Source organism: Nocardiopsis lucentensis DSM 44048 (assembly GCF_000341125.1).
Classification (GTDB): Bacteria; Actinomycetota; Actinomycetes; order Streptosporangiales; family Streptosporangiaceae; genus Nocardiopsis; species Nocardiopsis lucentensis.
Genome location: NZ_ANBC01000392.1, coordinates 1 through 13,561 on the forward strand (window position 1 = coordinate 1; position 13,561 = coordinate 13,561).

Below are 13,561 nucleotides of genomic sequence, written 5' to 3' on the forward strand. Positions count from 1 at the left end.
GTACATGTGCATGGAGCCGCCCCAGCCCTTGGACACGCCGTCGCTGCGTCCGTAGAGCTCGGCCATGACCCGCTTGGGGTCCATCCCCTTCTCGATCGCGTACCCGTGGTCGCGGTAGTTCGTGAAGAGGTAGTCGGTCTCCTTCAGGGCGGTCATCAGGCCGACGACCGTGGCCTCCTCGCCCAGGTTCAGGTGGCAGTAGCCGCCGATCCTGGCCTGGGTGTACGCCTGGGCGGTCCGCTCCTCGAAGCGTCGGACGAAGACCATCCGGCGGTAGTAGTCGAGGAGGGTGTCGGGGCTCTCGTTGGAGAGGCTCGGGGAGGTGTCCTTGCGGGCCCGCCGCCGGGATCCGGAGGACCTGGCGGCGCCGCCCTTCGGCTTGGCCGTGTCAGCCATGGTGTGCCTTTCTACGTACGAGAAGGCCTGTCGCCCGGGCCTGTGGGCCGGAGCGCGAGGCCCGCCGTGGCCCGCTGTCGGGCGTGACCGTGGCGTGGGGCGCCGCCGGGCTCATTCGGCGGCGGCGCTCTTGTGGCTGTCGCGGGGCGCGTTCGGGGGACCGTGGCTCGTCATCCCCGGACGCGAAGCGATGGTGGGGTCTCGTGTGCAGTTGTCGCCCGGACCCTTGACCGCATTGCTTCCCGGTCTGGGGTGCCCTATGCATCCCCCGGCGGTCGGCTCGGCGGCCCGTGGTCACCCGGGTTCGTTCACCGGCCGGATGAACGACACCGTGCGCCCGTGGGACACGTGCGTGTGACGTGTGTCGCGCACACTCTACGGACTGATCGATGATCGATCAATACGACTTTACGGCAGATCTCCGAACTTTGGTGCGAAAGGGCAGGTCACCCCGGTCCGGGGGAGGCGGCCCCGGGGCCGGTCAGTGGCCTACGGCGTCACCGTGGGTCTTGAGGGCGGCCTCCACGTAGTTGAGGACGTGGTCGCTCACCATCTCGCCCACCGACGGGTCGCCCTCGCGGAAGGCGCGCGTGATCTGGTCGTGGTCGGCCGCCTTGGCGTGCAGCTCCATGTCCAGCCAGCGCACGGACAGGGCGGTCCACACCTCCACGCCGAGCGACTCCCACGTGTGCAGGAGCACACTGTTGTCGGCGGCGCGCACGATCTCGCGATGGAACTCCACGCTGTGCCGGATCTGCTCGGAGACGTCGCCCTGGGCGGTGGCCCGCTTGAGCGCCTCCACCTCCCGCTCCAGCGGAGACGGGTCCGCGGCCAGGCGGGGCGCCGCGAGGCGGGCGGCGACGAGCTCCAGTCCGGCGCGGACGGGGTAGATCTCCGCCATGTCCTGGACCCCGAACGCGCGCACGCGGGCGCCCTTGTTCGGCACCGTCTCGATGAGGCGCAGGGTCTCCAGTTCACGCAGGGCCTCGCGGACCGGGGCCTGGCTCACCTTGAGCTCCGTGGCGACGCGGCGCTCCACGATCCGCTCCCCGGGCTTCCAGCGGCCGGACAGCAGCCCCTCGACCAGTACCTGCCGGATCTGCTCCCGGAGCGGCTCACGGGCCAGCTTCGAGGGATCATCCGGCAACTGCGGGAGGTCGACCATCCAGGGCCCTTCCGTTCCTCGGTCCGCGCGCAGGGGCACGCGGGCCCGTCCGCTCAGCGTCGTACAAGCTCCTTGAGAAGGGTGCCACACCGGTGCGGGTCAAGCGGACCACGGGCATCGAACGTCTAACGGAAACGTCACGAACGCGTCTCTCGAGAGTGAACCACGCCCGGCCGTTGCTGGGGCATGGGGCAAAGTCCGTGGTGAAAGGGGGTGTGGTTGGCAAGCCGGGGCGATCTTGGGCGGAAGTGTCCAGGTAGGCTCATCTGTCGGCAACATGCACACATGTCCCGGCGGGGAGTGACCCACGCCTGGGCGAAGGACCCGACGATAGCGCCTTGACCTGCGCTGATGACCACATTGACAGGTGTAGCGCACCCACAGGCGCCACAGTCGTCCAGTTTGTTCCTTGGACGCCGGACCTGCCCGAGACCGGGACACGACGCAGTGAACCGGTTCCAAGGTTCGGCCGTCGAACGGGGTGGCGGGGCAGGGCCCCGTCCTGAGCGACGAGCCCCGAGTCGGCCCTGAGGACGTCAGGATCAGTACCAGCAACCGCGGCTAGCCCGTCCCCCGCGCTCCGGGAGCGCCAAGGCGAGCCCCCGAGAGACAGCACTGAGCACATGACGCACTCTTCGCGGACCCGGCACGCACGGTCCATCCACGTGACGAAGGCACACGACAGGCAGCGGCGGTCCCCCGCACCGGGGCCGTACAGCGGTCCCATTCCGGTGGTGCGCACCTCGGGCATCGCCCCGGGGGTGCCGGTCGTGCGCGCGGTCAAGTGGCCGAGTGTGAGCGAGATCGCGTGGGGGCTGGCCTCGGACCGGATCGCGATCATGCTCGCGGTGGCGCTCATCGTGATGACGATGCTGGCCGCGGGGCCGATGCACCCGGTCGACGTCTTCCTCAACGAGTTGCCGCGTCCCTACTGGGACTTACTGCGCGAACCGCTCATCTACTGGCCCGACACGGTCGCCTCGCGTGCGGTCGCGCTTCCGGTGCTCGCCGTGACCGCGCTCCAACTCGCGTACTGGCACCGCAGCTGGCGGCCGATCGTGCTGGGCGCGGTCGGGGTCGTGGGCATGATGTCCCTGGTGTCGGTGATGAAGCTGGGCTTCAACCGGGGCCACGCCAAGAACTTCGACCCGGACTTCTTCCAGGGGATGGGCAACGTGGCCTTCCCCTCCGGTCACGGGGCCAACGCCATCCTCATCTACGGTCTGGTGCTGTTCCTCATCATCCGGTTCGCGGCGGCCCGACCACACATCATCCGCCGGTTGGCGTACTGCATCGTCGGCATCGCCCTGCTGCAGTCGGCCGTCTCCGTCTACCTGCACTTCCACTGGTTCACGGACCTGCTGGCGGGGATGGTCGCGGGCGGTTTCGCGCTCCGGGTGACCATTCGGCTGGACCGGATGTTCCCGCACGGCCGCACGGTCGAGTGGTGGCCCTGGTACGGCCGGAAGGCGCCGATCGACACCGGGGTGTGAGCGCCCCCACGATCACGGAAACGGCGCCCGTCGGAGGAGATCCGACGGGCGCCGTTTCCGTGTGCGGGGTGTCAGGCCCCGGACCGCGCGGGGCGGGCACCGTCCGTCGGCGGACGCCAGCCGAAGGTCGCGTCCAGGGCGCCGAGGACCAGGCCGGGCAGGAGCCGGGTGGTGAGGGCGATCCCGTTGTCGCGCACCGTCCGCGCCACCGGGTTGCCGATCATCGACATCCGCCCGACGGCGGCGGACCGGCGGACCATGCCCGAGGTCCGGGGGAGCCGGGCGGAGGTGTAGGCGGCCAGGTCGTCGGGGACGGAGGAACCCTCACCGACCGCGTGGGCCAGGACGGCGGCGTCCTCGATCGCCTGGCAGGCGCCCTGCCCCAGGTTCGGGGTCATCGCGTGCGCGGCGTCGCCGAGCAGAGCGACCCGGCCGCCGTGGTAGGCGGGCGGCGGGGTGGCCAGGTACCAGACGTCGTTGCGCAGCACCGCCTCGGGTGCCGCCCGGCGCAGGACGGCCGGGATCGGGTCGTGCCAGTCGCCGAAGCGCCGGAGGAGTTCGGCGCGTTCGTCGGCGGCGCGCTCGTTCGCGGCGGCGCGGCTCATGGCGTACACGTACACGCGGCCGTCGGCGAGCGGCATGATTCCGGCCGACCCCTCAGGCCCCCACGACTCGACGGCCACCGAGACGTCGGCGCCCTCGGTGATCAGGCGCCAGGTGGTGGTGCCGGAGTAGACGGCGCCGGGGTGTTCGGGGAACAGCGTGGCGCGGGTGGCGGACCGGATGCCGTCGGCGGCCACGACCAGGTCGGCCGTCCACTCGCGGCCGTCGTCGGAGGTGACGCGGGCCGGGCGGTCGGGTCCGCCCGCGTCGGTGAGCGCCGCGTGGGTGCGAGTGTGGACCACCGGGGCGCCGCTCCCGCCGGTCAGCAGACCCATCAGGTCCGCGCGGGCCACCACGGCGATGCTGTCGCCGAAGCGTTCGCGTACCTGGGCGACGTTGGTCGGCAGGAGCCATCGGCCCCGCCAGCTGCGGATGCCGCCCGAGCCGATCGCCGCCCGCCCCCGCACGGCGTCGCCGAGGCCGACGGTGTCCAGCGCGCGCAGGGCGTTGGGCGCGACCGCCAGGCCCGCGCCGACCGGCGCGAGGTCGTTCCTCTCCAGGACCTCGACGTCCCATCCGCGCACCAGTAGTGCGCGTGCGGCGGTCAGACCGCCGATGCCGCCCCCGATGACCACGGCCTTCCTCATGGCGCCTCCCCTTGTCACACGTGTCCTCTACACCCGTAGAGCCATTACTCTACAGGTGTAGAGACGATGGGAGAAAGGGGGGTCGGCACGTGCCGAACCCGACCGAGCGCGTGGAGCTGATCGCCGCCACCGCGCTGGAGCTGATCGCCGACCGGGGGCTGCGCGGGCTCACGCACCGGGCCGTGGACGAGGCGGCCGGACTGCCGCCGGGGTCGACCTCGTACCACGCGCGCACCCGGCAGAGGCTGATCGAGACCGCCCTGACCTGGCTGGTCGAGCAGGAGGAGAAGGACACGGTGCCGCTCCTGCGGCTCGCGGACGTGAGCCGGGAGGAGACGGCGCGCCTGGCCGCCCTGTTCGTGCGGACGTCCGTCACCCGGGACCGGAAGCGGTCGCTGGCCCGCTACGAGCTGGCCCTGGAGGCGGCGCGCAACCCCGAGCTGCGCGAGGTCTACGACCGGCTGGGCGAGCGGTTCCGCGACACGCTCGACGGGCTGATGGCCGCGCTGGGTTCCCCCACCCCGAGACGGCACACGCGCGCCTTCCTCGGGTGGACCGAGGGAGTGCTGTTCGACTCGCTGGTCGGGGTGGGCGCGGCGTCCCCGCCGGGGGAGGAGGAACTGCGGACGACGGCGCTCGCCGTGCTCGACGGGCTGCTCGACGCCGACCCGGCCGACGCGGGGTAGCCGGGACGCCCGGAGGCGGGCCCACAGCGGGGAGTCGGGTGCGGTGGTGGGGATATGGGGGCAGACGGGGGGTTGATGACGCTTTGGCTATGCTCCTTCGCGAACAGTGATCCGCTGCGCGCCCCGGTCAGCGGGTCCGGTCCTCGTGCACCTCACCCCGTAAGGAGTGCCGTTGAGCTACGACGTGGTGGCGCTGGTCGCCCGGGAGCCGGACGAGCGGGCGATCCGCCAGGCCCTCCAGGACGTCGATTCGGACCTGCGGCTCCATCGGCACGAGGACACCCACGTCCTGCAGATCCGGGACGGGGCCGAGCGACTCCTGGCCACCCTCGAACCCGGTCGCCTGGTGGAGGAACAGGGTGACGTCGTGCGTCTACTCGGTTCGGACGTCGTCGCCGGTCTGCCGGAGGAGTTCTGGTGGGTGGAGACACGCGCCCGTCCCGACGATGCGGGGCGGGAGGCGGCGCACCGCTTCGCGGACGGGCTCGCGCTGCGGCTCGGGGGAGCGGTGTGGACGTCGGGGACGGCCGACTTCGGGCTCTGGGAGGAGCCGGAGCACCCGGCTGTCGAGCGCACCGCCACCCGGGCGCTCCTGGTCGTCCAGGACCGGGAGGTGGTGCCGTTCTCGTCCTGGCTGAGTGACGCGGTGGCCACGCGCGGCGGGGAGAAGGCGCTCCAGGTGCTCACGCCGCCGACATCGCGGCTGACCTACGGGGCGCGGACCCTCCTCACCGGGCCGTGGGGGCGGTGGGTGGTACGCGGCGAGGACGGCGACCACTACGACGGCGTCACCGGGTTGCCGGTGTACTGGGACGAGGATGACGGGTTCCGTCCGGAGAGGGAACCGGTCGGGGTGAACTGGGGGGCGAGCGAACCCGACGCCACACCGGTTCCGGGATTCGTCGAGGACGCGTCCGAGCCCGCCGGGGTGCAGCTCGTGGTGGACGTGTCCGTGTTCCACCGTGCTCCGGGCACTCCGCGTCTCGGGTGCGCCGCGGAGCTCCTGGCCGAGCACCTGGCGGGGACCCCGCCCGTCGCGTGGGGTCCCCACGAGCCCGCGGTCAGGACGTGGGATCGGGATCAGCTGACCGAGTTCGTCCGTCGGCGTGAACCCCGGGCGTCGATCCTGTACTTCACCGCTCCCCTGGATGTCGGGCACCCGTTCTCCGGGCAGATCAAGGTCCGTCGGCGGGTGCGGGGCGTCGTGGAGCGGGTTTCCATGGTGGTCGGTTTCCCCGGTGAGGACACCGTCCCGTTCGAGGAGCTCCCCGCGGTGGTGGAGGCGCTCGCGCGGGAGGGGCTTCTGGACGGGCTGCGGGTGCGTCGCCTCGCGGGGCGGAGCGACACCACCTTCGAGCCCACCTGGGCGGGACCGGCCGTCCAGGTCGGGTTCGCGATCGGCCCCGAGCGCTTCGCGGAGGTCGGCCACGGCTATGCCCAGGCGGGGCCGATCAGGGGCACCGTCCTGGGCGAGGGAGAGCGGCGGGCGGTCTGGTACCCGGTGTTGGGCGACGCGGGGGCCCCGCTCAAGGGGTTGGCGCTGGTCGAACGCCAGACCGCGCACCTGGCCGCCGCCGGCCGGGGATGAACCGGGCGACGAAAGGTCCACCCCACGCGCTTCTGGGGGCCTGTCCCGTGTCGGCGGTCGCACGTCTGCACGGTCCTTCCCGAATGACGTGAGTCGATTTTCCGGTCGTTGCGCGGTGCGGCCACATGTGGCCAGGGAAGTGATGTGCGCCACCGAAAGGCTCCGTGATTCTCGGTGCCTCGGTGTATGCGCTGATCGGACTGCTGCTTCCTGGTGTGGATGACCGTCTCCCGGGGGCGGAACCGACGGGAGACCGTCACCGTCGATGTGCATACTGCTACTGAATTCTCCATAAAGCGGATGTAATGCCAGCAAAGTGGCGAAGGGGAGCGACGGAATGAAGTTCGAGCTGGTGGAACCGCCAGAGGAAGGGGTCGTCTCCTCCGGACAACAAAGTGAGCATTCCTCACTTTCGGTGGAGAACGTGCGGGACTCGTACCGATCCACCGGCATCGAGGACCGGATCGACGTCCTCCGCCGACCCGTACGCGAGCGTATGGCCAGGCCGATGGAGGGTGTTCGCGCCTCGCTGGACCTGCTCAGGGCCCGTGTCGCCGAGCAGAGCATGGCGGAGGCCCGCGACACGGGCTCCCCACCGGCCGACACCGTTCCCGAGTTCCCCGCCCACCGATTCACCTCCTCCGGTGAGGGAGGCGCCCGGTGAGCCGGTGGAACATCAACGTCTACGAGGTGGCGCTCCTCGTGAACGACGTGAGCGACCAACTGGGCCTGGACGGCGGCGGCTTCACCTCGACCGTCGATTCCACGTCGGACGGGATCGACATGGCTCTGACCAACGCCAAGAGCCCTCCGGTGGAGGAGGCCCTGTCCAGCTTCCTCGGCCACTTCACCAGCGAGACGGACGCGATGCTCACCCGTGGCCTGTCCTGCGTCGTGGGAGCCAACGAAGCCACCCTCGCCTACCAGGACGGCCAGGAGGAGATGGCGCTCACGGCGCAACGGAGGGCCGGAACCGGCTCCAACCTCGATCTGGGTGAGGACGGGCCCGCCCGCATGGGAGGCCCGGTGTGACCACGCCCGGAGGCTTCGAGCCCACCGCCCCCCAGGACGGGGTGGACCCCAGCCCCTTCACCCTCATCGATCCGGAAGCCATCCCCTACCCCCTGACCGACACCTGGTCACTCAACTTCGCCGCCGAGAAGCTGCGCACCGGCGGGGAGAACCTCGCGGCCGAGGCCGAGGACATGCGCTCCACGTGGCAGGGTCTGCAAGCCCACTACGAGGCGCCGGAGAGCGAGGAGCTCTTCGCCAAGATGAACCCGATGGTGACCCGGGGCGAGGACATCGAGAGCGACCTAGTCACCGTCGCGGGCGCGTTGGAGGACCTGGCCGAGGCCGCCACGACCGCGCGGCGGTCGCTGAACAACCTCAGGATGCAGGCGCAGAGCTTCGTCAACCGGCACAGCGACCGGAAGTGGTGGTGGATCGACAAGGACGAGGAGACGGACTCACTGGCGATCCAGGAGAACATCCGTCTCAAGTCCGAGGTCAACACCGCCTGGGAGACGTTCAACGAGGCGGAGATCGCGTGCGCCAACACGATCGCCGAGCTGTCCGGTGGAACCCGCTACGCCGCTCCCGGCACGGCGCACGGCCCCGACGTCCTCGAGTACGGACTGCCTCCGGGCGCCGGTGACATCACCGTTCCCAGCCCCGAGGCCCTGCTCGACGACGTCACGGCCTGGGCGGGAACCGAGTTCCACCCCTCCCTCATGACCTTCGAGGACAGTACCGGTCAGGCCGCCTGGGACGTCTTCGTGGTCGACGGCCTGTGGGGCACCGGGGTGGGACTGGCGACGACCGTGGGTGTGTGGAGCCCCGACCGGGGGTGGACGCTCCTTCCGTGGGACCAGGTGCGCAACGCCGGGGTCAATCTCGGGGACGCGGGGATGAACACGGCCGCCATGGTGGGGATCCACGACGAGGAGGGGTGGCTGTTCGACTGGGACCGGCGGGACGAGGCCTATTGGGGAGCCTCCTGGGACCGCTGGACCGACAACATCCAGAACACCGGTGTGGAGTACCGGGAGGGTTTCAGCGCCTGGTCCCGGCGTGAGGAGGACCCGGAGTACCACGAGGCGACCACGGCCTTCAACACGGTGATGCTCACCGGAGGGATCCCGCTCAAGATCATCAAGACCGTGTCGGGTCTGGGGACCGCTGCCGATATCGATATAGATGTCCCCCCTGACCGCGACGGCTCCTTCTCCGACCGGGGCAGGAACGATCCGTCGACGTCCGGTGGACACTCCTGGGGCGCATCGGTCAGGGAGCGGTTGGACGCCGGGGCCGGGGGCGGCTCCACCAGTGAGCGGTTCGACAGCGAGATGGACGGTGTGCGGGATTCGCTGTTGGACCCGGAGCGGTTCCGGCCCAGTCCCGATCCCCGACCGGACACGCCGTCCCCGAACCCGAACGGCCCGGCGCCGACGGGTGGGAATGAGCCGTCGCCCCCGCGGAACCCGGTCAACCCGCGATCGGATGAGGGGGCTCAGTCTCAGGGCGGTGGCAGACCACCGAACCGGTCCGACGACGAGGACACGGATCAGCGCTCCGATGGTGAGGACCGGCCCGAGACCCGCCCGGACACCGACCAGCGACGCGACGATCCCGAGGCGCGTGACGACGACACCCCCAGCCCACAGGACACCGATCAGCCCGAGCGCCGGGGCGACCGGGAGGCTGGCGACGGCCCGCGCGAGGAGTCGGAGAGCCCGGAACCCGACACCGACGGCGGCAGTGACGGTGGTGACGACCAGCCTCCCAGGGACCGCACCAGCACCGGAGACGACGATGGCCGCGGTGATGACGACCGCGCCCCTTCCCCGGATGAGGACGAGACGCTCTCTCCCGGGGGAGCGCTCTCGCAAGAGCCGCGATCTATAACCGAAACAGGCGGCACGGATACTGGGGAAAAACCAGGATCACCGGACGGGCCCGATCCGAATACAGTTGAGCCCGCCATGGTCAAGGACAAGTGGGGTGACCTTGTTGAGTTTGGTAGTACAGATGCTTCCGGAAGATGGTTTGACGAAGACGGTGTGGCATACATTGAAATCCCTGATAGCGTTGAACACGCTAAAGCTTATGAGCGAATCAGGGAGGCCACCGGTGATGTTGAAGCCATTTCCGAACTCACAGGTGTCGATCAGGGTGTAGTGAATCGCATTAAAGAGCACATCTTTTTGAGGGACCATGATGTTGCCGTCGGAGCAAATGAGGTCAGTCGGGGTAGATTCACTCCGATGGGTCACATTGCGAACTGGTGGGAGCAGGCAACACAGGGGAAGGTTCCAGATTCTGAGAAAGAATTCTTCAGAAGATGGATTGAGCATGAGGCTATTGAGAGCAAGCTCATGGAGTGGGGCATGCCGTACAATTCCTCGCACCCATCAAATTGGCAGTGGGACGACGTCTATGAAGAGGTCGTCTACAGGCCTAACTCAGAGCACTACGGAGCCCATGATGTTTCTCGGTCCGAAGGGAAGGCGGATCCCTTCGGGCATTACCGAGGTCAGTGGAATGAACCCGACATCGCTCTTAATGAGAGTCTGACAAACGCGGAAGAGGTTGCTTTGGTCATCTTGGAGGGGTATAGAAAATGAGTGAGTTCGATAAATTTTGCAACTGGGCGAAGGGGATTAGGTGGGATTCTTCGGCCGATTCGAGGAAATCCCAGGTGCGACTTTTTCAAGAATATCTGAGGAGAGCTGCACTCTGGGCTTCGGAGTACAGGGAGTCCGCTTGGCCATTTTATGATATCGCCGAGTCTGTTGACCCAAGTTTTCGTGCGCCCGAGGCGAAGGTTCGAGATGTAGTTAACTCAATATCGGAGGGGGGTACATACTACACATTCAAGACGATAGAGTGGTCTCTGCACTTTGCTGCTTTGTTGGATCGGGGTGATGAAATGCCCGGGTTCGCGAATCCTTTCGAGCCGTTGTTGCTGATCTATAGGAGGGGGAGCGTGGTAAATCTCAGCCCCTCTGGGGCGATTGAGATCGGGGAGTACTCTATCCCAAGAAAGGCTCCGGAAAAGTGCAGACTACTGAAGCCGCTGTCGGACCTGAGTGAAGAATCTCTGTCGTCCTTCGATGGATGAGGCTCTCTCGGGGAAACGTAACAAGAGAAGCAGGATGAACTTCTGGGATGCAGATCTACGGGTGTCTGACCTGCGTGGTATTTGGTTCGGGGGTGGGGGCGAGGGGGAGTGTTAATCTGGCGCGGGCGAAACTTTCGAGGGCTAATCTTTCTGGGGATGAAGGCTGGGTAATTGGTCCGGTCGATATCGGATAAGGAGGAGTTCACCTTCTTGCTGGAGATGAACTTTCTTCCTGGTTTGCGGTGAATGGAGCACCCGGTGTGCACGTCGTGGATGAAGGCTGAGTTGACCGAGGGCGAGCGGTTCTGTGGACTGCTCGACGCCGACCCGGCCGACGCGGGGTAGCCGGGAGCTCCGATGTCGGACTCGGCGTGGGAGCCCCGTCCGGCCCTCCTCCGGTCCGTAGGTTGGCCCGGGGAGGTCGACATGTCCACAGGTGAACACGGATCGGGACACGAAGGGCACGGGGACCACGCGGCGGTCTTCCGGGTCCGCTTCTGGTGGAGTCTGCTGCTCAGTCTCCCCGTGGTGCTCACGAGCCACATGATCTCCGGCTGGTTCGGCTACCAGGTTCCCGACTGGCTCGGTTGGGTCGCGCCGGTCCTGGGCTCCGTCGTCTACCTCTACGGCGGGTGGCCGTTCCTCTCCGGCGTCGTCGGCGAACTCCGCGACCGCAGGCCCGGCATGATGACGCTGGTCGCCACGGCCATCACCGTCGGGTTCGTGTCCAGCCTGCTCGCCACGCTGGGCGTCGTCGGGCGCGGGCTCGACTTCTGGTGGGAGCTCGTCCTGCTCATCGTGGTCATGCTGCTCGGCCACTGGCTGGAGATGCGGGCGCTCGGGCAGGCGTCCGGCGCGCTGGAGGCCCTGGCCGCGCTCCTGCCCGACACGGCCGAGCGGATCGACGCCGACGGCGGTACCGAGGAGGTCGCCACCACCGAACTGCGCGAGGGGGACACCGTCCTGGTCCGCTCCGGCGGCCGGGTGCCAGCCGACGGGACGGTGACCGAGGGCACCGCCGCCATGGACGAGTCCATGATCACCGGAGAGTCCCGCACCGTCACGCGGACCGAGGGCGACCGGGTGGTCGCCGGAACCGTGGCCACCGACACCTCCGTGCGCGTCCGGATCGACGCCGTCGGCGAGGACACCACCCTGGCCGGGATCCGACGGCTGGTCGGCGAGGCGCAGTCGTCGCGCTCACGGGCGCAGACGCTCGCCGACCGGGCCGCCGCCCTGCTGTTCTGGTTCGCGCTCGGCGCGGCCGTGCTCACGGCGGCCGTGTGGATCGCCCTCGGACTGGCGAACGAGGCGGTCGAGCGCACCGTCACCGTGCTCGTCATCGCCTGCCCGCACGCGTTGGGGCTGGCGATCCCGCTGGTCATCGCGATCTCCACCACCATGTCCGCGCGCGGCGGGATCCTGGTCAAGGACCGTCTGGCCCTGGAGCGGACCCGGTTGGTGGACACGGTCCTGTTCGACAAGACCGGCACGCTCACCAGCGGAACGCACGCGGTGCAGGACGTCGCGGCGTTGGAGGGGGAGTCCTCCGACCGGGTGCTCTCCCTGGCGGCGGCGGCCGAGTCCGACTCCGAGCACCCGCTGGCCCGGGCGATCGTCCGGGCCGCCGAGGAGGAGGGGGACGTCCCCTCCGCGACCGACTTCCGCTCCCTCACCGGGCGCGGGGTCCGGGCCGAGGTCGAGGGGAGCACCGTCCACGTCGGCGGTCCGTCCCTGCTGGAGGAGTTGGACCTGACCGTCCCCGACGAGTTGGCGGAACGCACCCGGCCGTGGCGGGAACGGGGGGACTCCGTGCTGCACGTGGTCGCCGACGGCCGGGTCGTCGGCGCGGTCGCGCTGGCCGACGAGGTGCGTCCGGAGTCGGAGGAGGCGGTGCGGGAGCTGCGGGCGGCCGGGGTGCGGGTGGCGATGGTGACGGGTGACGCTCAGAACGTGGCCGACGCGGTCGCGGAGCGGCTCGGGCTCGACGAGGTGTTCGCCCAGGTCCTGCCGGACGAGAAGGACGCCGTGGTGCGCGACCTCCAGGACCGCGGGCACCTGGTGGCGATGGTCGGCGACGGGGTGAACGACGCCCCCGCCCTGGCCAGGGCGGACGTGGGGATCGCGATCGGCGCGGGGACCGACGTGGCGATCGAGTCCGCCGGGGTCGTCCTGGCCTCGGATGATCCGCGCGGGGTGCTGTCGGTCCGGCGGCTGTCGGAGGCCGGGTACCGGAAGATGCTGGAGAACCTGGTGTGGGCGGCCGGGTACAACGTCGTGGCGGTGCCGCTGGCCGCCGGGGTGCTCGCGCCGGTCGGGTTCGTGCTGGCACCCGCCGTCGGCGCCGTGCTCATGAGCCTGTCCACGATCATCGTGGCGCTCAACGCCCAACTCCTGCGACGGGTGGACCTGCGCCCGGCGGACTGATCGGGGGCGCCCGTCAGTCCCCCCCACCCGACGTTCTCGAACGGCCCCGGATCTCGACCGCCCGCTCTTCCTCGGCCGTCGGCGGCCGGTCGTCCCGGTCCTCACACCAGGGCTGAATCTCCGTACCGATTCCGACCGGATCTTGCCGTCCCCTTGCCCGTCGGCGGAGGGATCCGTGGCGTGCCCCGAACCAGCATGGGGAGGGGCCGGGCCCGTGCCCACGGTCCCGGACGGCCTGTGAAGGGGAGAACGTGACCGAGCTCAGATTCGAGGACCGAACCGACTTCGACGACGCCGACCGCGGGTTCGTCGCCGCCCTCACCCCCGGCGTCGTCCGCGACGACCAGGGCAGGGTGGTCTGGGACAGCGACGCCTTCTCCTTCCTCGACGGGGAGCGCGCCGACACCGTCGACCCGAGCCTGTGGCGGCAGAG

11 protein-coding genes and 1 pseudogene are annotated in these 13,561 nt (G+C 69.3%); 9 read left to right on the plus strand and 3 right to left on the minus strand.

Annotated features, from left to right (window positions below):
• A partial coding sequence (locus D471_RS0113200; RefSeq protein WP_017599047.1) for a thiamine pyrophosphate-dependent enzyme occupies positions 1-396 on the minus strand: 396 nt, incomplete at its 3' end.
• A gap of 481 nt (positions 397-877) precedes the next feature.
• A complete protein-coding gene (locus D471_RS0113205) occupies positions 878-1,561 on the minus strand; it encodes a GntR family transcriptional regulator (protein WP_017599048.1) in 684 nt (227 codons plus the stop codon).
• Between the two features lie 731 nt (positions 1,562-2,292).
• On the opposite strand from D471_RS0113205, the gene D471_RS0113210 reads away from it, so the two are divergent.
• Positions 2,293-3,054 carry a phosphatase PAP2 family protein gene (locus D471_RS0113210; RefSeq protein WP_017599049.1) on the plus strand — a complete coding sequence of 254 codons (762 nt, stop codon included), beginning with the start codon at positions 2,293-2,295 and terminating at the stop codon, positions 3,052-3,054.
• A 71-nt stretch (positions 3,055-3,125) separates the two neighbouring features.
• On the opposite strand, the gene D471_RS0113215 is transcribed toward D471_RS0113210, so the two are convergent.
• On the minus strand, positions 3,126-4,304 hold the full coding sequence (locus D471_RS0113215; RefSeq protein WP_017599050.1) for an FAD-dependent monooxygenase: 1,179 nt from the start codon (positions 4,302-4,304) through the stop codon (positions 3,126-3,128).
• 89 nt (positions 4,305-4,393) lie between these two features.
• Between D471_RS0113215 and D471_RS0113220 the strand changes: the two genes are divergently transcribed.
• The 8 genes and pseudogenes from D471_RS0113220 to D471_RS0113255 form a co-directional block, all read left to right on the plus strand.
• Entirely contained in the window at positions 4,394-4,990 is a 597-nt protein-coding gene (locus D471_RS0113220; RefSeq protein WP_017599051.1) for a TetR/AcrR family transcriptional regulator, read from the plus strand.
• Positions 4,991-5,162: 172 nt separating this feature from the next.
• A complete protein-coding gene (locus D471_RS0113225) occupies positions 5,163-6,578 on the plus strand; it encodes a DUF6177 family protein (protein WP_017599052.1) in 1,416 nt (471 codons plus the stop codon).
• Positions 6,579-6,915: 337 nt separating this feature from the next.
• On the plus strand, positions 6,916-7,242 hold the full coding sequence (locus D471_RS34290) for a hypothetical protein (RefSeq protein WP_017599053.1): 327 nt from the start codon (positions 6,916-6,918) through the stop codon (positions 7,240-7,242).
• A complete protein-coding gene (locus D471_RS0113235) occupies positions 7,239-7,610 on the plus strand; it encodes a DUF6507 family protein (RefSeq protein WP_017599054.1) in 372 nt (123 codons plus the stop codon). Before D471_RS34290 ends, D471_RS0113235 begins: the two co-directional genes overlap by 4 nt.
• The gene (locus D471_RS34295; RefSeq protein ID WP_020380398.1) at positions 7,607-10,204 is read left to right on the plus strand and encodes a hypothetical protein; all 2,598 of its coding nucleotides are present in this window, start codon (positions 7,607-7,609) and stop codon (positions 10,202-10,204) included. Before D471_RS0113235 ends, D471_RS34295 begins: the two co-directional genes overlap by 4 nt.
• A complete protein-coding gene (locus D471_RS39470) occupies positions 10,201-10,701 on the plus strand; it encodes a hypothetical protein (RefSeq protein ID WP_152486304.1) in 501 nt (166 codons plus the stop codon). Before D471_RS34295 ends, D471_RS39470 begins: the two co-directional genes overlap by 4 nt.
• Before the next feature lie 426 nt (positions 10,702-11,127).
• Positions 11,128-13,128 carry a heavy metal translocating P-type ATPase gene (locus D471_RS0113250; RefSeq protein ID WP_152486305.1) on the plus strand — a complete coding sequence of 667 codons (2,001 nt, stop codon included), beginning with the start codon at positions 11,128-11,130 and terminating at the stop codon, positions 13,126-13,128.
• Between the two features lie 251 nt (positions 13,129-13,379).
• A pseudogene (locus tag D471_RS0113255) lies at positions 13,380-13,561 on the plus strand (alkyl/aryl-sulfatase); the annotation flags it as partial.

Bases quoted from the DNA above. Each gene is read 5' to 3' on its own strand.
- D471_RS0113215 (WP_017599050.1), bottom strand. From the start codon at position 4,304: ATGAGGAAGGCCGTGGTCATCGGGGGCGGCATCGGCGGTCTGACCGCC.
- D471_RS0113250 (WP_152486305.1), top strand. From the start codon at position 11,128: ATGTCCACAGGTGAACACGGATCGGGACACGAAGGGCACGGGGACCAC.
- D471_RS34290 (WP_017599053.1), top strand. From the start codon at position 6,916: ATGAAGTTCGAGCTGGTGGAACCGCCAGAGGAAGGGGTCGTCTCCTCC.
- D471_RS39470 (WP_152486304.1), top strand. From the start codon at position 10,201: ATGAGTGAGTTCGATAAATTTTGCAACTGGGCGAAGGGGATTAGGTGG.
- D471_RS0113205 (WP_017599048.1), bottom strand. From the start codon at position 1,561: ATGGTCGACCTCCCGCAGTTGCCGGATGATCCCTCGAAGCTGGCCCGT.